We start from the raw sequence: 20,320 nt of genomic DNA, 5'->3' as shown, positions 1-20,320 counted from the left end.
AAGCATCCATGACCATCACCGAGACCCTGGGCACCTGGAGCGCGCTGTTCATGCTCTTGGCCGCCATGACCTACCTGGTGGCCTTCGTGGCCTTCGCCTGGGACATGGCCTCCCACTCCAGGACCCTGCGCCGAGCCGAGCATCACAGCAGACGGGACGAGCAACTGGTGGGCGCAGCGACCGCCCCTGCTCAGGTGAACAGCACCGCCGGAACCACCAAGAAGGCCGACGACTCTCGGCCCGGACTGGGCGCCAATGAACGTGGCCGCGGACACAAGCCTCCTACCCGAGCCGTACTGGCCGAACACGTCGCCGACTCCTCCATGCGCTACACCGGAGAACGCCGCCCCGCGGCGCGGGCGGCTCTGACCATCATGGTCCTGGCCTTCCTCCTCCACACCGCTGCGGTCGCCAGCCGGGCGATCGCCGCCGGCCGGGTGCCGTGGGGCAACATGTACGAATTTGCCACCACCGGGGCCCTGGTCGTGGCCGGGGTGTACCTGGCCGCACTCCTGCGCCGGGATCTGCGCTTCGTGGGGACCCTGGTGTCCGGGCTTGTGGTGATCATGCTGTGCGCGGCCACCATCGGCTTCCCCACCCCGGTGGGTCCGCTCGTCCCCGCGCTGCAGTCCTGGTGGCTGGTGATTCACGTGTCCATCGCCGTAGCGGCCTCTGGGATCTTCACCATCACGTTCGCCATGGCCGTGCTGCAGCTGCTGCAGGCCCGGCGCGAACGGGCGATCCTGGCCGGGGAGGCCCCGGGCATGGGCTTCCTGGCCATGGTCCCCTCCTCCCAGGCGCTCGAGAACCTCTCCTTCCGGCTCAACGCAGTCGGGTTCGTGTTCTGGACCTTCACCCTCGCCGCCGGCGCGATCTGGGCCGAGCAGTCCTGGGGGCGTTACTGGGGTTGGGATCCCAAGGAGGTCTGGACCTTCGTGATCTGGGTGGTCTACGCCGCTTACATGCACGCCCGCGCCACCCGCGGGTGGACGGGCACCCGCTCGGCGTGGCTGTCGATCGCCGGTTACCTCTGCGTGATCTTCAACTTCACCGTGGTCAACACGGTCTTCGAGGGCCTGCACTCATACTCCGGGCTCTGAGCCCCGGACCTAAGGCTCCCTCCACGAGCCGCGGGAGTACGTATCACATGGTCCGGAGGGGATGTGCCGAACGATGTGCGGGAAGCGCAGGCAGCTGATGTTGTTGTCTCGGGTGCACGCGGATGGTGTGCACCACCGATGGCGCAAATCCAACCACGTAGATACTCGCAACCGGATCAGTGCGCATGCCCTTCCGTCTGCTCCGCCTCGCCGGTGGCTGCCCGAGACGGCTCAGGGATCTCGAGTCTGATCGAGGGCTCCTCCACATCACCGGGTGGGCGGGAGGAGAAGCTGATGCCGTTCGGCAGGTCCCCCACCGGCACAGTGGCAAGGACCGAAAGGCTCTCAAGGTCCACGACGGAGACGGTGTCGTCGTAAGTGTTCGTGACCCAGGCCCTCGTCCCGGTGGTGTCGATGACCACCCCGTGCGGACCGGAGCCGGTGCGGACACTGCCGCGGACGGTCATCTCGATCGGGTCGATCACGGACAAGGTGTTCCCGGGCTCGGCCTCGGTGCCCTGGTCGGCCGAGAGCAGGGTGCGGCCGTCCGGGGACAGATACACCTGGACCGGAGAAGCTGAGACCTCAACGGTGCCCACCACCTCCCGTGCGGCGAGGTCGATCTTCACGACCGAGGCCGGCTCGGCGATGCTGGCATAGGCGTAGGTACCGTCGGCGTCGACCGCCACCTGCACGGGGCCGCCCTCGACCGGCACTGAGGCGGTCTTGGTGTCGGTGCCCGGATCGATCAGATCCACCGAACCGGCCTCGGTGTTGGCCACCGCGATCACCGACCCATCGGCTGCTGGGCGCAGACCATGGGGCATCCCCCCAAGGTCGATGGTGGCGACCGGGTCAAAACCCGGTGCGCGGTAGACCGAGACGGTGCCGTCGCCGGCATTGGTGGTGTAGACCTTGGTGCCGTCGGCGGCGTCGATCACGTGCGCGGGGGCCGGTCCGCTGGGAGCAACCGCGGCCACCTGATAGCTTTCCGCGTCGACGGCGATGGTCGTGTTGTCGTGGCCGCTCACCGCGTATCCGACGGAGCCGTCGGCCCCGGCTTGCACGTTGTGCGGGGACTCCACCCCGGTCAACGTCGTGACGACTTCGTTCGTGGCCGCGTCCAAGACAGTGAGACTGTCGCCCTCCTCGTTCGCCACCCACACCGTTCCGGTCATGCCCCCACCGCTCGAAGGAGCGGAGGCGGTCGCCGTGGTGGCTTCCGGTGGTGTGCCGTTGGAACAGGCCGCCAGGCCAACCATCATTAGAACAGCCAGACTGGTGACGGCGAGCCGTCGATTCATCAAGATCCTCACTAGACCTTTCGGGTCGAACCAATTAGGAGAAGAATTGTGGCGGACCGAAGATGTGGAGCGGGATTGACGTGTGATTAAAAGCCTCGACGCCACGGACCTCCAGTCCTGTCAGCACCCATCGGCTTGAGAACGCCCCCTTGGCAGTAGGACTCAACACGATCCTACGGTGATCAAATCGTCGCCCTTAAACTCAGCGACCAAACCTGTTTCGGCCCGATCTTCACCAAATCTTCAATGATAGGTCGGGATGCTCGACGACACCCGTCACGAGACCTCCCGGCTGAGCTGCCAGGTCGAGTGGTCGGAGGACCTCGACGGCGCCGCGGTCACCATCGCCCCCCGAGTGGTGACCCACCGGAACCTCTGAGCCCTCGAATATCGAACGCATATCGGTCACACCGTGCTCTACCTTCCGAGTACACCGGTCCAAGACGGATCGGCTACGCATCCCTCACAGCACTGGCAGCAGGCCTTCCACCCTTCCGGGGAACCCTCGAAGGTCGGAAGGTTTCAGGGAGAAGGAGCAGGCTCGGTGCACTCCCCCAGGCCTGCTCCGCCTGGCCAGCGCCCCTCCCCCGGCACGATGTGACTGTCTTGAAGCAGGCCTTCGGGACAGCAGTCTCTCGATCCACTACGGGAAAGACTTCATGAAATCTTCATCGTTACCTGCTCCTTATCGCTTCCCCGTGACCTAGACTGACCCTATACCCTAGGAGGGTATAGAAGAGGTGAGGGCCGTGAGTATTCAGGGCTGGGTGTTGGTGGTTGTGGTGGTGGTCGTTAGTGCCGTGTTGCTCTGGTTCTTCTTCGGTCCGAAGAAAACTCGCCGGGCCGAGCTGGAGGCCGGGGTGCAGACGGTCACCGTGACGGTCAAGGGCGGGTACAGCCCGGACCTGATCCAGGTGGCCCCCGGAGTGCCGGTCCGGCTGGTCTTCGACCGGCAGGAGACCGGGGACTGCTCCTCCCGGGTGGTCATCCCGGATTTCCAGATCAACCAGCCGTTGCCCGCCTATGCGCGCACGGCCGTGGAGTTCACCCCCACCGAGCCGGGCGAGTACGGCTTCGCGTGCGGGATGAACATGCTGCACGGCCGCCTCCGCGTCGTCAACGAGCACGACAGCACCTCGCCGGCCCCGATCTCGGCGGCACCGGCTCACGCCGCGGGCACGGCCACCCACGGCGACGCCGCCTCCACAGGGCCGACGCGCACCACCGTGGCCGAGGTGACCCACGCCCGGATGGACCACGGTGCGCAGACCGCGCAGCTGACCATCCGCGGGGGCTACCACCCCCAGCTGCTGCGCGTGGCAGCCGGGGTGCCACTGCGGCTGGAGCTGCTACGGCAGGAGGACAGCGCCTGCTCGGAGCGGTTTGTGGTGGCCGATGCCGGGGTGGACACCGCGGTCCCGGCCTTCGGCAGCACCGTGGTCGAGATCCCCGGGCTACCGGCCGGGCGCCACGAGGTCAGCTGCGGGATGAACATGCTGCACGGCACCCTCGAGGCCCTCGAGGACTCGGCCGACGTCGAAGGCTCCACTGAAGGGGCCGGCGAGCACTCCCACGACCATGTCGTGGTCCAGGAGGACACCCGAACCTCTACGGCCCCACTGCCGGGGCAGGAGCCCCCGCACGGGCACGGCCCGGTGGAGGAGCCGGAGGACACCGAGGCGAAGGAGCGAGCGGCGGAGATCGCCGATCTGCGCCGCCGGGTGATCGTCGGGTCCGTGCTGAGCCTGCCGGTGGTGGCGGCGGTGATGGCCATGGAGCTGTTCGGCATGGCCTGGGTGCCGCCGGTGCTGATGAATCCGTGGTTGCAGCTGGCGCTAATCACCCCGGTGATGCTCTACACCGGTTGGCCCATCCACAAGACCGGGTGGCTGGCGCTGTCCCACCGCACCGCGGACATGAACTCGTTGATCACCTTGGGAACGATCGCCGCCTACAGCTACAGCCTGGTCGTGACCATCGCCCCGGGCCTCGTGCCGGCCGAGGCCCGGTACGTCTACTACGAGGCGGTCGGGGTGATCATCACCTTGATCCTGCTCGGGCGCCTGCTGGAGACCAAGGCCAAGGCCGGGACCGGGGAGGCCATCCGCACCCTGATCGGGCTCCAACCGCACACCGCCCGGGTCATCCGCGAGGGACAGGAGCGGGAGATCCCCTTGGGGGAGGTCGTGGCCGGCGACGTCGTCGTGGTGCGCCCCGGGGAGAAGCTGCCCGTGGACGGGCAGGTGCTGGAGGGCACCTCGGCGGTGGACGAGTCGATGGTCACCGGTGAGCCCATCCCGGTGACCAAGACCGCCGGGGACACCGTGATCGGCGCGACCATCAACCAGACCGGTTCTTTCCGCTACACCGCCACCAAGGTCGGCTCGGACACCATGCTGGCCCAGATCATCTCCCTGGTCCGGCAGGCCCAGGGCTCCAGGGCGCCGATCCAGCGGCTGGCCGATCAGGTCTCCAGCTACTTCGTGCCCGCGGTGATCCTCATCGCCCTGTGGTCCTTCGTGGTCTGGGCGCTGGTCGGTCCCCCGCCTGCGGTGGTCTTCGCCCTGGTGGCGGCCGTGTCGGTGCTGATCATCGCCTGCCCGTGCGCCCTGGGGCTGGCCACTCCGCTGTCGATCACCGTGGGCACCGGCAAGGGGGCCACCGCCGGGATCCTCATCCGCTCGGCCGAGGCCCTGGAGACGGCCCACAAGCTGGACACCATCGTGCTGGACAAGACCGGCACGATCACCAAGGGGACTCCCGCCCTGACCGATGTGCTGCCCGCCCCGGGCTTCACCGACGCCGAGGTGCTGGCTCTGGTGGCGGCGGTGGAACGCTTCTCGGAGCACCCTCTGGCCACCGCTATCGTCGCCGGGGCGCAGGAGCGCGGAGTGTCCGTGCCCGAGGCCACCGCTTTCGACTCCGTCACCGGCCAGGGGGTCCGCGCCCTGGTGGGCGGGCGCCAGGTGCTGGTGGGCAACCGGCGTCTGCTCACCGGGGCAGGCATCGACGCCGATGTGCTCACCGCCCCCGCCCAGGAACTGGCCGCGGACGGGAAGAGCCCGATGCTGGCCGCCGTCGACGGGCGCCCGGCCGGGGTGATCGGGGTGGCCGACACCCTCAAGGAGGGTTCCGTGGGGGCCGTGGCCGCGCTGCGCGACCGCGGCATCGAGGTGGTGATGATGACCGGGGACAACCGGGCCACCGCCGCGGCCATCGCCCGCCAGGTCGGCATCGACCGGGTGGTGGCCGAGGTGCTGCCCGAACACAAGGCCAGTGAGGTCAAACGCCTGCAAGACGAAGGGCGCGTAGTGGGGATGGTCGGGGACGGCATCAACGACGCCCCCGCCCTGGCCCAGGCCGATGTGGGCTCGGCCATCGGCACCGGCACCGACGTGGCCATCGAGGCCTCCGACATCACCTTGATCTCCGGGGCGCTGTCCGGGGTGGTCACCGCCGTGGACCTGTCCCGGGCCACCATGCGCAACATCCGCCAGAACCTCGTCTTCGCGTTCGTCTACAACGGCGTCGGCATCCCCATCGCCGCCGGTGTGCTGTACCCGTCCCTGGGCTGGACGCTGAGCCCGATGATCGCCGCGGCTGCGATGGCCTTGTCCTCCCTGTCGGTGGTGGCCAACGCCAACCGGCTGCGCGCCTTCACCCCTCGCCCCGTTCCCGACCTCGCCCACGCCCCCGTCACCACCGACCCGGTGGTGGAAGTCGGGCGCGAGGACACCACAAAACCCGGAACACCCCCAAGGGAGGAAGCCATGCCCGAGAACACCACAACGGTCGTCGACCCGGTCTGCGGGATGAACATCGACCCGGTCACCGCGGCCACCAGCGTCGAGCACGAGGGCCGCACTTACCACTTCTGCTCGACCCGCTGCGCCCAGTCCTTCCAGGACGCCCCGGCCAGATACACCAGCACCCAGTGAACGAGGCTGCGCCCGTAGCCCTGAAAGGAGCACGGGGGCAATACGTAGGACCACCAGGAGTCGCCATGGAACCCACCATCGACATGACAGCTGTGGTGCGGCGCCTGAACCGCATCGAGGGACAGGTCCGTGGCATCACCCGGATGGTCGAGCAGGACCGGTACTGCATCGATGTCCTTACCCAGGTCGCTGCGGTGTCCGGGGCCCTGCACGAGGTGGCGCTGGTCTTGCTGAAGGATCACATGAGCCGCTGTCTCATCCAAGCTGCCGACGCCGGCGGCCCCGCGCAGGAGGCCAAGCTCCAGGAAGCAGTGGACGCTATCGCTCGGCTGGTCCGTGGCTGAAGAAGAACTACTGATGAGGGTCGAACCGGCCAGAGCCTTCCGGAGCCGCCTGGCCCGAGCGAACCAAGGCACAGCTTGACTGCTTTGGCGTGGACCGTCTTGAGAGGCCGCCCACGGGCATGGGGATTCGCAAACACTCCGCAGAGATTCGTTTGATGAGAAAAGAGGACAGCATGAGCGATCACGAGACCACGGCCGTCATGGAGGTGCAAGGCGTGCACTGGGCCTCGTCGAAGGCCGTTGCTGAAGCCGCGTTGTCGCGCCGGCCGGGGGTGCTGCGAGTGGAGGCGAATCCTGTCTCCCAGACGGCCAATGTCACCTACGATCCCGGTCTGACCTCGATCAAGGATCTGACCTGGTGGGTGCGGGAGTGCGGTTACCACTGCGCGGGCCAGTCGGTGCCCGAGCACGTGTGCGACCCGCTTGAGGAGGACGGAACCGTCGCTGGACGGGCCGGTCACCGGGTCACCGGTGACCGGCCCGGATCGAGGCTGAACCCCACGGACCAAGGCGAGGACGCCCCCGCCGGACACGGGCAGCACGTTGTTCGTGACGCCCAGGAGGTCATGGGCCATGGCGGCGGTGGCATGTCGATGGAAGCCATGATCCGTGACATGCGCAATCGGTTCCTGGTGGCCGCCCTGCTGTCGGTGCCGATCACGTTGTGGTCCCCGATCGGGCGGGAGGTCTTGGGGTTCACGGTCCCGGCCCCGTTCGGTTTACGCGATGACGTCCTTGCGCTGATCCTCTCCCTGCCGGTGATTTTCTACTCGGCCTGGATCTTCTTCGACGGCGCCTACCGGGCGCTAAAGGCCCGCACCCTGGACATGATGGTCTTGGTGGCCGTGGGGGTCGGCGCCGGCTGGGTCTACAGCCTGATCGTGACATTGACCGGTGGCGGCGAAGTGTTCTACGAGGCCGCCACCGTGCTGGCCACCTTCGTGCTGCTGGGGCACTGGGTGGAGATGCGGGCCCGTGGCGGGGCCAACGACGCGGTCCGCACCCTCCTGGAGCTGGCACCCTCCAAGGCGCTGGTGATCCGTGACGGGAATACCGTGGAAATCCCCACCGCCGAGGTCATGCCCGGGGATCTGATGCTGGTACGCCCCGGCTCGAAGGTCCCCACCGACGGTGTGGTCGAGGACGGCGAGTCCGAGATCGACGAATCCATGGTCACCGGCGAAAGCCTGCCGGTGGCCAAGTCCACTGGCTCCGAGGTCATCGGGGCCTCGGTGAACACCACCGGGACCTTACGGGTGCGGGCGACGAAGGTCGGGGCGGACACCGCCCTGGCGCAGATCGTGGCGCTGGTCCAGGAAGCCCAGAACTCCAAGGCACCCGGTCAACGTCTGGCGGATCGGGCCGCGTTCTGGCTGGTGTTCGTGGCGCTGATCGGCGGATCCGGCACCTTCCTTGTCTGGTGGCTGGCCGGGGCCAGCATTGCCCAAGCAATCCTGTTTGCCATCACCGTGGTGGTCATCACCTGCCCCGATGCCCTGGGGCTGGCCACCCCCACCGCGATCATGGTGGGAACGGGTTTGGGCGCCAAACGAGGCGTGCTGTTCAAAAACGCCACGGCCTTGGAAACAGCCGCACGGATCGACACGGTCGTGATCGACAAGACCGGGACCCTGACCAAGGGCGAGCCGGAGGTCACGGACTTCATCACCCACGGGATCGGCGAGGACGAACTCCTGGGCCTCGTGGCGGCCGTCGAACGCGAATCTGAGCACCCGTTGGCTGCCGCGGTGGTGAACTACGCCGAGGACCGCGGCGTCCCGGCCCTGACTGCCAGCAATTTCCGCAACGTCCCGGGCCACGGCGCCGGGGCCACCGTGAACGGGCGGCAGGTTTTCGTGGGTAACCGCAAACTGATGGTGGCCGAGAGCGTCGACATCACCCCGGTGGCCGAACAGCGCGAGGCCCTGGCCTCGACCGGGCGCACCGCGGTGCTGGTGGCCGTGGACGGAGCGGCCGCTGGGGTGATCGCCCTGGCTGATGCCGCCCGGGAGACCGCCGCTCCCGCGGTGGCCGCGATGCACGAGGCAGGGATCGAAGTCGTCATGCTGACCGGTGACAACGAGGCGACCGCGAAGCGGATCGCCGCCCAACTGGGCATCGACACTGTCATCGCCGAAGTCCTACCCGAGGACAAATCCGCCAAAGTGGCGGAACTGCAAGCGGAGGGCAAACGGGTCGCCATGGTCGGGGACGGGGTCAACGACGCCCCGGCCCTAGCCAAAGCCGACCTGGGCATCGCCATCGGCGCCGGCACCGACGTGGCCATTGAAACCGCCGACGTGGTGCTGATGCGCTCCGATCCGTTGGACGTGCCGATCGCCCTGCGGATCGGCGCTGGCACCGTGCGCAAAATGCGCCAGAACCTCACCTGGGCCATCGGCTACAACGTGGTCGCCCTGCCGATCGCCGCCGGGGTCTTCTACCCGGCCTACGGCATCATGCTCAGCCCGGAGATCGCGGCGATCTCGATGTCGGGCTCCAGCGTCATCGTGGCGGTGAATGCCTTGCTGTTGAAGCGGCTGCGGTTGCCGGAACCGCCGGAGTCGACGTCGGCAGCCCGGGTCCAACCAGGCCTGGCCCCCGCGGGAAGCCGGTAGGACAGCTCCGGCGCCTGGCGATGACCATGCACTGTTCGTGCGAGATGAAGGGGAAGAACCTGATGACGACTCCCAAGACAACGCTCCCTCCCCCGGTGGCACAGGCACCGCTGAGCGAGGAGGAACTGGACCGGCTGGACGCATGGTGGCGGGCGGCCAACTACCTGTCGGTGGGGCAGATCTACCTTCTGGACAACCCACTGCTCAAGGAGCCACTGTCCCTGGAGCACATCAAACCCCGGCTGCTGGGCCATTGGGGCACCACCCCTGGGCTGAATCTGATCTACGCGCACCTGAACCGGGTAATCAAGGCCCGAGCCCTGAGCGCGATGTACGTGACCGGACCAGGCCACGGCGGCCCGGGGCTGGTGGCCTGCGCGTACCTGGACGGGACCTACAGCGAGGTCTACCCGGACATCGGCCGGGACGCCGACGGGCTACGGCGTCTGTTCCGCCAGTTCTCCTTCCCTGGCGGGATCCCCAGCCACGTGGCCCCGGAGACCCCCGGATCCATCCACGAAGGCGGGGAACTGGGCTACTCGCTGATGCACGCCTACGGGGCGGCCTTCGACAACCCCGACCTGTTGGTGGCCTGCGTCATCGGCGATGGGGAAGCCGAGACCGGGCCGCTGGCGGCCAGCTGGCACTCTAACAAGTTCCTCGACCCCGTCCACGACGGAGCCGTCCTGCCGATCCTGCACCTGAACGGCTACAAGATCGCCAACCCGACCGTGCTGGCTCGCATCCCCGAGGAGGAGCTGATGAGCCTGCTGCGCGGATACGGGCACGAACCGTACCCGGTCAGTGGGAGCGATCCGGTACAGGTGCATCAACGGTTCGCGGCCGTGCTCGACGAGGTGCTCCAGGAGATCCGTCGCATTCAGGACCAGGCCCGGGAGGGCACCGTAACGGAGCGCCCGCGGTGGCCTTTGATCGTGCTGCGCACCCCCAAGGGGTGGACCGGGCCCGCGGAGGTGGACGGGTTGCCCACCGAGAACACTTGGCGCTCCCACCAGGTGCCCCTGTCGGGTCTGCGGGAGAACCCCCAGCACCTGCGCCAGCTGGAGGAGTGGTTGCGTTCCTACCGGCCCGAGGAACTCTTCGACGCCGACGGTGCTCTGGTCCCGGAACTGGCCCAGCTGGCTCCGGAGGGCGCCCACCGGATGAGTGCGAACCCGGTCACCAACGGGGGCACCGTGCTGCAGCCCCTGCGGCTGCCAGATTTCCGGGACTACGCCGTCGATGTCCCCTCCCCGGGCACGACGGTTCACGAGGCCACCCGGGTGCTGGGCACCTGGTTGCGGGACGTGATCCGGGACAACCCGCGCACCTTCCGTCTGATGGGACCCGACGAGACGGCCAGTAACCGGCTCAACGCGGTCTTCGAGGTCACCGACCGGGTCTGGCAGGCGCAGATGCTGCCCACCGACGAGGGGCTGGCTCGCTCCGGCAGGGTGATGGAGGTGCTATCCGAGCACCTGTGCCAGGGGTGGCTGGAAGGATATCTACTCACCGGCCGGCACGGGTTTTTCTCCTGCTACGAGGCGTTCATCCACATCGTGGACTCCATGGTGAACCAGCACGCCAAGTGGTTGAAAGTCGCCACGGAGATCCCGTGGCGCCGGCCGATCGCCTCGCTGAACTACCTGCTGACCTCTCACGTGTGGCGCCAGGACCACAACGGCTTCTCCCACCAGGACCCCGGCTTCATCGACCACCTGGTCAACAAGAAAGCCGAGATCGTGCGCGTCTACCTGCCCCCGGACGCCAACACACTGCTGTCGGTGGCCGACCATTGCCTGCGCAGCCGCGACTACATCAACCTCATCGTCGCCGGCAAGCAACCGGCCCTGTCCTATCTGTCCGTGGACGAGGCCGCATTGCACTGCCGACGCGGTGTGGGCATCTGGGAATGGGCCGGCAACGAAGCACCAACCTCTCCCGGCACCGCCCCATCCGCAGGCAACCAGCCGGGCAGCGCCCCGGTGCTGCCCGATGTGGTGATGACCTGCGCCGGGGACGTCCCCACCCTGGAGATCCTCGCGGCCGTGGATCTGCTGCGCCAGCATTTGCCAGACTTGGTCGTGCGTGTGGTCAACGTGGTGGACCTGATGCGCCTGCAACCGGCCAGCCAGCACCCGCACGGGCTGCAGGAGGCGGAGTTCGACGCAATCTTCACCACCAGCCGTCCCGTGGTCTTCGCCTACCACGGCTATCCGTCCCTGATCCACCGGCTGACCTACCGCCGGACCAACCACGGCAACTTCCACGTACGCGGCTTCCAGGAGGAGGGCACGACGACCACCCCTTTCGATGTGGTCATGCTCAACGACCTGGACCGGTACCACCTGGTCATCGACGTCATCGACCGGGTTCCCGGCCTAGCCGAGGCAGCCGCCCCGCTGCGGCAGCGCATGCTCGAAGAACGGTTGTGGGCCCGCGCCTACACCCGGGCCCACGGAGAGGACGACCCGAGGATCAGCGGCTGGCGCTGGCCCTACGCCCCGGCCAACGCCAGCGACCCAAGCGGACAGGGATGCTGCTGATGCGCCTGGAGCACCTCGTGCCGGCCCTGGCGAGCACGGACCAAGGGTATCGTGCGGTCATCTTCGACATGGATGGGGTCGTCACGGACACCGCCGGGGTGCACGCCCGGGCCTGGAAGGCCCTCTTCGACGAGATCCTCCCCGCCCTGTCCCCCACAGTGCAGGAACTCTTCGACGCGGACACAGACTACCGGGCCTACCTCGACGGGCGCCCCCGCCGGGACGGGGTGCGCACGTTCTTGGCCGCCCGCGGGCTCAGCGTACCCGAGGGCGGGCCCGGTGACGGTGCGCAGATGCTCACCGTCCATGGGCTGGCCGCCCGCAAGCAGGAGCTCTTCGCCGCGGAGCTGACCCGGCAGGGAGTCAGGGCGTTCCCCGATGCCCTGGTGGTGTTGCGCGCACTGGTCTCCCGGGGCGTGCCCACAGCCCTGGTGACCTCCAGCCGCAACAGTGCCTCGGTACTGGAGGCGGCCCGGGTGGGGCACCTGTTCACCGTGCGCGTCGACGGCACCGACGCGCACCGGCTGGGGATGCCGGGCAAACCGGATCCGGCCGTCTTCCTGGAAGCGGCCCGCCGCCTGGAGGTAGCACCGGCCGAGGCCGTGGTGATTGAAGACTCCACCGCCGGGGTCACCGCCGCCGCCGCCGGGGGGTTCGGCCAGGTGGTGGGGGTGGACCGGACCGGGAATGCCCATGAGCTGACGGCAGCCGGTGCCCACCTCGTGGTGGAGGACCTCCGGAGGGTGCCGCTGGTACCTCTGGCCGAGGACGGTCTGCAGATGGAGCATCGAGGGCCGTGGTGCGGCGGGGCGGTCACCGCCGCGGCCGACGGGTGGCGACTGGTCTATGACCGGTTCGATCCGGTCCAGGAGGGTACCCGGGAGGCCCTGTGCACGCTGGGCAACGGGTACTGGGCCACCCGCGGGGCGGTACCGGGCAGCACCGCCGACGGGACCCACTACCCCGGGACCTACTTCGCCGGCGTCTACAACCGCCGCACCACCGATCTGGCCGGGCACCAGGTCGAGACAGAGCACTTGGTCAACGCCCCCGACTGGACGTACCTGAGTGTGCGCCCGGCCCAGGGGACCCTGTTGCATCCGGGGTGCCCGGAAATGATCGCTCACCACCAAGTCCTGGACCTGCGCCACGGGGTGCTGACCCGCACCAACCGCTACCGTGACGCCACCGGTCACACCACCCGGGTCACGTCGCGTCAACTCCACAGCCTGGCACGTCCGTATGTGGCCGCCCTGGAGGTCACAGTGGAGGCCGAAGACTGGTCCGGGGAACTGATCGTCGAGTCCACCGTCAACAGCGCGGTGTCCAACCGCAACGTGATCGCCGATCGCGAGTTGGCCAACGAACACTGGGGTCCGGTGGAATCCCGGGAGCTGGACGCAGAAACGGTGCTCTGCCAGGCGACCACCACCCAGTCCGGCATCACCGTGGCCACCGCCGCCCGCACCCGGGTCTTCCCCTGCTCCGCCCAGACCGGCCGGCGCCTGGCCACGCGCCATGGCCATGGCCATGGCCATGAGATCACGCTGATGTTGCGCCCCGGACAGCCGGTGACGCTGGAGAAGACCGCGGTCGTGGCCACCTCCCGAGACCGGGCCCTGTCCACCCCTGCCCTGGACGTGGGCTCGAAGATCGATGAGGCACCCAGGTTCGCTCTGCTGCTGGCGGAACAGGGGACGGCCTGGGCGGAGCTGTGGGATCGCTTCGGCATCGACCTGGAGGCCGGGGCTGCCCAGGAGCTGGCGTTGAACCTGCACCTCTTCCACGTGCTGCAGACGGTCGCGGCAACGGGCCCGGACCTGGACGCCGGCCTGCCCGCCCGTGGGTTGCACGGCGAGGGATATCGCGGCCACATTTTCTGGGATGAGCTCTTCGTCTACCCCATGCTCACCCTGCGCCGCCCCGAACTGACCCGGTCCTTCCTGCTCTACCGTTATCGACGCCTCGGGGCGGCCCGGGCAGCGGCCCGTCAAGCAGGGCTGGAGGGGGCGCTGTTCCCGTGGCAGTCCGGTAGCGACGGGCGGGAGGAGACGCCGACGGCGCTGTTCAACGTCCGCAACGGACAGTGGATGCCGGACAACTCCCATCGGCAGCGCCACGTCGGGTTGGCCGTGGCCTACAGCGTGTGGCAGTACTACCAGGCCACCGACGACATCGGCTTCCTCACCGACTACGGCGCGGAGATGATCATCGAGGTGGCCCGGCTGGTCAGCAGCCTGGCCGTCCACGACCCCGTCGAGGACCGTTTCGACATCACGGGGGTGATGGGCCCGGACGAATATCACGACGGCTACCCGGACGCTCCGGGCCAGGGGGTGCGCAACAACACCTACACCAACGTCTTGGCCGCCTGGGTCCTGGCCCGCGCCGGGGAGATCGTCGATTTGCTGGCCGGCCACGACTGCGACCCGTTGTGGCGCCAGCTGCATCTGCAGCACCAGGAAATCGACCGCTGGAACCAGATCAGCCGTCGAGTGCGCATCCCCTGGCACGCGGACGGCGTCATCAGCCAGTTCGAGGGCTACGAGGATCTGGAGGAGTTCGACTGGGCGGCTTACCGCGCCCGCTACGGCAACATCGGCCGGCTGGACCTCATCCTCCAGGCCGAGGGCGACTCCACCAACCGCTACAAGCTCTCCAAACAGGCCGACGTGCTGATGCTCTTCTACCTGTTCTCCGCCGAGGAACTGCGGAACCTTCTCGCCCGCCTGGGCTACACCCTGCCCCCGGAGCTCATTCCCCGCACGATCCGCTACTACCTGGCCCGCACCAGCCACGGCTCGACGCTGAGTCGGCTGGCCCACGGCTGGGTGCTGGCCCGCACCGATCGGGCCCGGTCCTGGGCCCTGTTCGAACAAGCCCTGCAAGCTGACCTCGCCGACACGCAGGGCGGGACCACCCGCGAAGGCGTTCACCTCGGGGCCATGGCCGGAACCGCCGACATGGTGATGCGCTGCTACGGGGGCGTGGAGATCCGGGAGGAGGCCCTGTGGCTGCACCCGGTGCTACCGGATGGGCTGGGCGCGGCCTCCTTCCAGCTCAGGTACCGGGGCCAGCCGATCAGCATCAGCCTCAGCCGGCACACCATGGCGATGCGTCTTCATCCCTGTTCGGCCGCACCCATCCGGGTGTGCGCCGAAGGCCTGGAGAGAACTCTGCGCCCCGGTCAGGTCTGGGAGGTGCCGCTCACCCCAGCATCATCCCCGGCCCAGCCAGGCGGTTCCAGCGGGTGCACTACCTCCACGGTGGGGAGCCGAGACGATGACTAACACCCACGCCGAGCGGTACCAGCAGATCACCGAAATCCTGGCCCGTCACGGACTGGGCTTCCTGGTGGGGGCGGCAGGCCTGCAACGGTGGGTGCCTTTCGAGCGCGGTCTGCTGGGGCACGAACAGCGCGCGGAACCGTACACGAACCCCGAGCACCTGCGCCTGGCCCTGGAACAACTGGGACCGGTCTTCGTCAAGCTCGGGCAGGTGCTGTCGACCCGGGCTGATCTGCTGCCCGAACCGTACCGGCAGCAACTGTCCCTGCTACAAGACTCCACACCGCCGGTGCCCGGGCGGATCATCACGGACCTGATCGTCGGCGAGCTCGGTCACGCCCCCTCGGAGCTATTCGCCGCCTTCGATGAAGAACCTCTGGCCAGTGCATCCCTGGGGCAGGCCCATGCGGCCCGCCTGGCCGACGGCACCGAGGTCGTGGTCAAGGCGCGTCGACCCGGGGTCGCCGCACAGGTCCAAGAAGACCTGGAGATCCTGCAGAACATGGCCGCCCGGGCCAGCCGCCATTGGGAGGCCGCCGCCGACTACGACCTGACCGGCATTGCCGAGGAGTTCGCCACCACGCTGCGGGCGGAACTGGACTACCTCACCGAAGGACGCAACACCGAACGTTTCGCGGCGAACTTCGCCGACAACGACACCATCCGTGTCCCCCGGGTCTTCTGGGAGACCACCACCTCCCGGGTGTTGACCCTGGAACGGATGCACGGGCTGAAGATCAACGACCTGGCGGGGCTCGATGCCACCGGGACCGACCGTGCGGCCCTGGCGACCCGCGCGACCGGTGCGGTGGCCCAGATGGTGTTCCGGGACGGCTTCTTCCACGCCGACCCGCACCCGGGCAACCTCTTCGTCGAACCCAACGGGCGCATCGCCCTGATCGATTTCGGCATGGTCGGGGACATCGACGAGCAACTGCGTGACCGCCTCGGAGCGCTGCTGCTGGCCCTGGTGCGCCAGCATCCCCGGCGGATCGCCACCGCCCTGGTGGAGCTGACCACCTCCCGCCGCCCCGTCAAACTCCCCGCCCTGACCGAGGACCTGGCCCCCGTCGTCGCCCTCTACTCCGGGCGGACCCTGGGTGAGGTCAAGGTGGGGAACCTCATCAAGGAAGTTCTCGCCATCCTGCGCCGTCACCACCTGCAGTTGCCACGGGAGCTCTCCTTGTTGCTGAAAATGCTGCTAATGGCCGAAGGTATGGGGACGACGCTGGACCCCCAGTTCCAGCTGGGTGAAGTCCTCCGCCCGTACGCCCACGGGCTGGTGCTGGAGCGCTACTCCCCCTCCGCCATCGCCGGACGCCTGTCCCAGGCAGGGGCCGATGTCGTGGATCTCACCGCTGAGTTGCCCGAGCAGCTACGCCGCGTCCAGGCCATACTCGAGGCCGGGGGCCCCGAACTGCACCTGCGCACCGTAGAACTGGACCCTCTCATTGACCGCCTCGAGTCGGCAGGCCAACGGTTAGGCCTGGCGATCCTGGCGGCCGCCTTCGTGCGAGGACTCGGTGATCTGGCCGCAACGGACCCGGTGCGGCGCCGATCCTGGCAACTACCGGTGCTCAGCACGGGTCTGGGCGCGACCGGCTCCCTGGGCGCCTACCTGGCCTGGTCGGCGCACCGGCAACGACGCCGCCGGCCCTGACCGCGGACCAGTACCCATCCACACCACCGACCACCAGCAATCCCTTCCACGAAAGGAACCATCATGGACCAGACCATACGAGTGGGCGTCAACGGCTACGGGGTGATCGGCAAACGCGTGGCCGATGCGGTCACCGCCCAACAGGACATGGAACTGGTCGGGGTCAGTGACGTGATCTCCGACTACCGGATCACCGCCGCCGTCTCCCGCGGCATCCCCGTCTACGCCTCCACCACCGAGGGCGTCGCGGCGATGCGCTCAGCAGGCATCACCCTGACGGGGGAACTGCATCAGCTCCTCGACGCCGTGGACGTGATCGTGGACTGCACCCCGGCCAAGATCGGGGCGAGCAACCTCGAGCACTACCGGGCCCACGGGGTCAAGGCCATCTTCCAGGGTGGGGAGAAGCACGCTCTCACCGGCCACTCCTTCGTCGCTCACGCCAACTACGCCACCGCCCTCGGCCGGGACACCACCCGGGTGGTCTCCTGCAACACCACCGCCACCGTCCGTACCCTCACTGCCCTGAAGGACGTCGGGTTACTGACCAAAGCACGCGGGGTGCTCATCCGCCGGGCCACCGACCCCTGGGAATCCGATCACTCCGGGATCATGAACACCATCGTCCCAGAAACGGCCATCCCCAGCCATCAAGGACCCGACGCCCAGACGGTCGTACCGGACCTCGACGTGGTCACCATGGCCGCCAAGGGCGCCCACACCCAGAATCACCTGCACTACTGGACCATCGACCTCACCCGCCCCGCCACCTCCGAAGAAGTCCTCGAGGCGCTGAGTGCCATGCCGCGCATCGCCCAGGTCCGCAGCAGCGACGGGATCGTGGCACCCAACAGCACCATCGAGCTGATGCGAGACCTCGGCCGGCCCCGCGGGGACATGTACGAGGTCGCCGTGTGGGCCGACATCCTCACGGTGCGCGGCGAGGAACTGTTCTGCACCTACACCGTCGACAACCAAGCGGTGGTCATCCCGGAGAACATCGACGCGATCCGGGCCCTGGCCGGCACCGTCACCGACGGGGCCGAATCCATGAGCCGCACCGACACCTCCCTGGGCGTGCGCGCCGACTTCCTCACCCCCGCACCGCACCCGGACCGCATCTACCCTACGGCGAGGGCACGGACGTGAGCGCCGCAAAGACCTTCCGAATCGTGGTCGGGGTGGATGGTTCCCCCGAGTCTTTGAGGGCGTTGGAGTGGGCGGTCGCCGAGGCCCGGTTGCGCCAGGGGCAGGTGCATGTGGTGACCGCCTGGCAGCACCCGGCCATGGTGGTCGGCGACGACGACCATGACTGGGATCCAACCAGATACGAAGCGAGGGCCCGGCGACTCCAGGACGAAGCGCTGCGCAGCGTCCACGCCGGTCCGGAGGACATCACCGGGGAGGTGGTCCCAGGGCAGCCGGCCGCCGTGCTGCTCGAGGCCTCCACCGAGGCCGATCTGCTGGTCGTGGGCTCCCACGGTTACGGCGGCTTCACCGGCCTGCTGCTGGGTTCGGTCTCCAACCAGGTCGTCCACCACGCCCGCTGCCCCGTACTCGTCGTCAAACCCAGACGCCAAGGCCGGCTGTAGCGCCCGGACCGCCCCTCGCACCCCGGGTCACCGGACCCAAAGGGGAGGGATCTGGCGACTGACTGCCCGCCGGCAGGGTCGACGGCGTGGCGGCTCATGGTCCCCGGCGAGCCCTGCCCGGGACCGTGGTCAGCACTAACGAGACCAGCACGATCGCCGCCCCCAGGGCGCTCCACATGGTGGGCCGTTCCCCGGGCAGCACCGCCGAGACCGCCATGCCGATCACGGGCACCAGCAGAGTCCACGCACCAAGCAGGTCCAGCCGCGCAACCTGGGCCTGACGGAACCACGCAACAAAGGCCGCCGCGGTCCCGATCAGTGACAGGAACCCCAGCGCCAGCACGAACCGGGGTGTCCACGTGATGGCCGGGGCGCCTTCAACCACAGCGGCCAGCACCACCAGCAGGAGACCGCCGAGCACAAAGTGCCAGGCGATGGCGACCAGCAGATCCGTCCCCGACAGCCGTCGAGCCATCAGCGTTCCGGCGGTGATGGCCACCGCCGAGAGCAACGACAGCCACGCCCCTTGCCCGCCGCCACTGGCCACCCCCACCAGCACCAACCCGGTGAATCCGACCACCAGGGCCGCCGCCGTGCGCACGGACACGGCCTCACCGTAAAGCCACCAGGCCGGCAAAAGGATCAGCAATGGTTGGGCATTCGACAGCACCGCTGCCGCCCCCGTGGCCAAACCGGCGGTCCCAGCGAACATCGCGGCAAAAGCCACGGTCACATTCACTACCGCCATCGCCGTCAACAATCCCCAGACCCGATCCCGCGGCCACAGGGGCCGCCCCTGCACGGCGGCGACCAGCAGCAATGCGGCCCCGGCGATCAGTGCGCGCATCGCCGCGAACCACAGCACCGGCGCATCTTGCAGCCCCCACCGGATGGCCACGAAACACAAACCCCAGGCCGTGGTGACCCACAACATGGTTCCCACTCGAGGGGCTCCCCGGCTCGGAGTCACGTGCGTGCTGCTCAGAATCATGCCGCCTGTCGGCGGAGCCGGGGGACGAACCGCGGCACCCGGCGGGCGTAGTCCTGGTACGCGGTCCCGAACTGCCGGGTCAGCACTTGTTCCTCTTTGCGCCCCAGACGCCAGTAGACGACCACCAGCACCGGGAACATGAGCAGGGTCAGCACGGTGGGCGACTGGAGTAAGAAGCCCACCATGACGGCCAAGAACCCCACGTACTGTGGGTGCCGGAGGCGCGCGTACGGGCCGGTAGTGGCCAGACGCCCTTCACGCTGGGCCGTGTAGAGCACCCGCCACGCCCGGTACAACAGGTACAACCCCACCCCGATCACGACGTTACTGAGCAGGTGCAGGGGGTTCAGATGGGGGTCCCCCTCCCACCCGAACAGCTCCTGCCACAGGTGCCCGGAAAGGTGGTCCAAGGACTGCTGGCCGGGCACCCGCTCGCCCAGCCAACCCGAGAGCAAGAAGATGGTCAGCGGGAAACCGTACATTTCCGTGAACATCGCCACGACAAACGCCGAGAACCCGCCCAAGGCACGCCAGTCCAGCTTGGTCTTGGGCTGGACGAAACTGGCGGCAAAGACGATGAACACCAAGGAATTCAGGGCCACCAACCACCACAAGCCATACCCGTACTCAGCGGACATCGCCGGCCCCTTCCTGATCGGGACGACCACCGTGTCCCGAAGTACGGCCCGACGCCCCATGCCCGCTGTGACCTCCATGGCCTCCATGGCCAAAGAGGTGCATCACGAGCATGGCCGCCCCGAACACATACGGTAACGAATCCAGCACGTGCACCCAGTGATTGGTCAGCAGGTAGATCACTGAGCCGATCACCAATATCACGACGCCGGCGCGGAGACGCGCTTTTTGCCGCATTCTTTTAATGTCGGACTCACCGTTGGAGCTGTGGTGGTGTGACATAGCCGTTGTCCTTCGAAAGCAA

The 20,320-nt window shown here is 68.1% G+C and carries 13 protein-coding genes; 9 read left to right on the top strand and 4 right to left on the bottom strand.

What is annotated here, in order from left to right; genetic code table 11:
• Nucleotides 1-8 precede the first annotated feature (8 nt).
• The gene (gene ccsB / locus EWV37_RS13590; RefSeq protein WP_129702227.1) at nt 9-1,100 is read left to right on the top strand and encodes a c-type cytochrome biogenesis protein CcsB; all 1,092 of its coding nucleotides are present in this window, start codon (nt 9-11) and stop codon (nt 1,098-1,100) included.
• Between the two features lie 176 nt (nt 1,101-1,276).
• Here ccsB and EWV37_RS13585 read toward each other — a convergent pair whose 3' ends face one another.
• Nucleotides 1,277-2,404, bottom strand: coding sequence for a YVTN family beta-propeller repeat protein (locus EWV37_RS13585; protein ID WP_129702225.1), 1,128 nt, complete (start codon nt 2,402-2,404; stop codon nt 1,277-1,279).
• A gap of 749 nt (nt 2,405-3,153) precedes the next feature.
• Between EWV37_RS13585 and EWV37_RS13575 the strand changes: the two genes are divergently transcribed.
• The 8 genes from EWV37_RS13575 (at nt 3,154) to EWV37_RS13540 (ending at nt 18,389) form a co-directional block, all read left to right on the top strand.
• Nucleotides 3,154-6,342, top strand: a complete 3,189-nt coding sequence (locus tag EWV37_RS13575; RefSeq protein WP_238663278.1) for a heavy metal translocating P-type ATPase — start codon at nt 3,154-3,156, stop codon at nt 6,340-6,342.
• A 65-nt stretch (nt 6,343-6,407) separates the two neighbouring features.
• Entirely contained in the window at nt 6,408-6,686 is a 279-nt protein-coding gene (locus EWV37_RS13570; RefSeq protein ID WP_129702213.1) for a metal-sensing transcriptional repressor, read from the top strand.
• 173 nt (nt 6,687-6,859) lie between these two features.
• Nucleotides 6,860-9,304, top strand: a complete 2,445-nt coding sequence (locus EWV37_RS13565) for a heavy metal translocating P-type ATPase (protein ID WP_129702211.1) — start codon at nt 6,860-6,862, stop codon at nt 9,302-9,304.
• 62 nt (nt 9,305-9,366) lie between these two features.
• Nucleotides 9,367-11,850, top strand: coding sequence for a phosphoketolase family protein (locus EWV37_RS13560; protein WP_129702209.1), 2,484 nt, complete (start codon nt 9,367-9,369; stop codon nt 11,848-11,850).
• Nucleotides 11,850-15,140: a beta-phosphoglucomutase family hydrolase gene (locus EWV37_RS13555; protein WP_109269463.1), complete on the top strand. Its 3,291-nt coding sequence runs from the start codon at nt 11,850-11,852 to the stop codon at nt 15,138-15,140. The genes EWV37_RS13560 and EWV37_RS13555 overlap by 1 nt, the downstream gene beginning before the upstream one ends.
• Nucleotides 15,133-16,797, top strand: coding sequence for an ABC1 kinase family protein (locus EWV37_RS13550; RefSeq protein ID WP_109269445.1), 1,665 nt, complete (start codon nt 15,133-15,135; stop codon nt 16,795-16,797). The genes EWV37_RS13555 and EWV37_RS13550 overlap by 8 nt, the downstream gene beginning before the upstream one ends.
• Nucleotides 16,798-16,860: 63 nt before the next feature.
• On the top strand, nt 16,861-17,946 hold the full coding sequence (locus EWV37_RS13545) for a type II glyceraldehyde-3-phosphate dehydrogenase (RefSeq protein ID WP_109269444.1): 1,086 nt from the start codon (nt 16,861-16,863) through the stop codon (nt 17,944-17,946).
• Complete coding sequence (locus tag EWV37_RS13540; RefSeq protein WP_109269443.1) at nt 17,943-18,389, top strand: universal stress protein; 447 nt, start codon at nt 17,943-17,945, stop codon at nt 18,387-18,389. The genes EWV37_RS13545 and EWV37_RS13540 overlap by 4 nt, the downstream gene beginning before the upstream one ends.
• A gap of 94 nt (nt 18,390-18,483) precedes the next feature.
• Here EWV37_RS13540 and EWV37_RS13535 read toward each other — a convergent pair whose 3' ends face one another.
• Genes EWV37_RS13535 through EWV37_RS13525 form a run of 3 tightly spaced genes read right to left on the bottom strand, consistent with a single transcriptional unit; the run spans nt 18,484 to nt 20,298 of the window.
• The gene (locus EWV37_RS13535) at nt 18,484-19,323 is read right to left on the bottom strand and encodes a DMT family transporter (RefSeq protein WP_238663279.1); all 840 of its coding nucleotides are present in this window, start codon (nt 19,321-19,323) and stop codon (nt 18,484-18,486) included.
• A gap of 53 nt (nt 19,324-19,376) precedes the next feature.
• Nucleotides 19,377-20,018 carry a methyltransferase family protein gene (locus tag EWV37_RS13530; RefSeq protein ID WP_129702205.1) on the bottom strand — a complete coding sequence of 214 codons (642 nt, stop codon included), beginning with the start codon at nt 20,016-20,018 and terminating at the stop codon, nt 19,377-19,379.
• On the bottom strand, nt 20,008-20,298 hold the full coding sequence (locus EWV37_RS13525; RefSeq protein ID WP_202976222.1) for a DUF2933 domain-containing protein: 291 nt from the start codon (nt 20,296-20,298) through the stop codon (nt 20,008-20,010). The genes EWV37_RS13530 and EWV37_RS13525 overlap by 11 nt, the downstream gene beginning before the upstream one ends.
• Nucleotides 20,299-20,320: the final 22 nt, after the last annotated feature.

Origin of the sequence: Kocuria carniphila (assembly GCF_004136555.1) — a bacterium.
GTDB lineage: Bacteria > Actinomycetota > Actinomycetes > Actinomycetales > Micrococcaceae > Kocuria > Kocuria carniphila.
The sequence above is the reverse complement of the archived record's forward strand: the minus strand, read 5'-3'. Positions and strand labels throughout refer to the sequence as shown.

Bases quoted from the DNA above. Each gene is read 5' to 3' on its own strand.
- ccsB (WP_129702227.1), top strand. From the start codon at position 9: ATGACCATCACCGAGACCCTGGGCACCTGGAGCGCGCTGTTCATGCTC.
- EWV37_RS13585 (WP_129702225.1), bottom strand. From the start codon at position 2,404: ATGAATCGACGGCTCGCCGTCACCAGTCTGGCTGTTCTAATGATGGTT.
- EWV37_RS13570 (WP_129702213.1), top strand. From the start codon at position 6,408: ATGGAACCCACCATCGACATGACAGCTGTGGTGCGGCGCCTGAACCGC.
- EWV37_RS13565 (WP_129702211.1), top strand. From the start codon at position 6,860: ATGAGCGATCACGAGACCACGGCCGTCATGGAGGTGCAAGGCGTGCAC.
- EWV37_RS13560 (WP_129702209.1), top strand. From the start codon at position 9,367: ATGACGACTCCCAAGACAACGCTCCCTCCCCCGGTGGCACAGGCACCG.
- EWV37_RS13555 (WP_109269463.1), top strand. From the start codon at position 11,850: ATGCGCCTGGAGCACCTCGTGCCGGCCCTGGCGAGCACGGACCAAGGG.
- EWV37_RS13550 (WP_109269445.1), top strand. From the start codon at position 15,133: ATGACTAACACCCACGCCGAGCGGTACCAGCAGATCACCGAAATCCTG.
- EWV37_RS13545 (WP_109269444.1), top strand. From the start codon at position 16,861: ATGGACCAGACCATACGAGTGGGCGTCAACGGCTACGGGGTGATCGGC.
- EWV37_RS13535 (WP_238663279.1), bottom strand. From the start codon at position 19,323: ATGTTGTGGGTCACCACGGCCTGGGGTTTGTGTTTCGTGGCCATCCGG.
- EWV37_RS13530 (WP_129702205.1), bottom strand. From the start codon at position 20,018: ATGTCCGCTGAGTACGGGTATGGCTTGTGGTGGTTGGTGGCCCTGAAT.
- EWV37_RS13525 (WP_202976222.1), bottom strand. From the start codon at position 20,298: ATGTCACACCACCACAGCTCCAACGGTGAGTCCGACATTAAAAGAATG.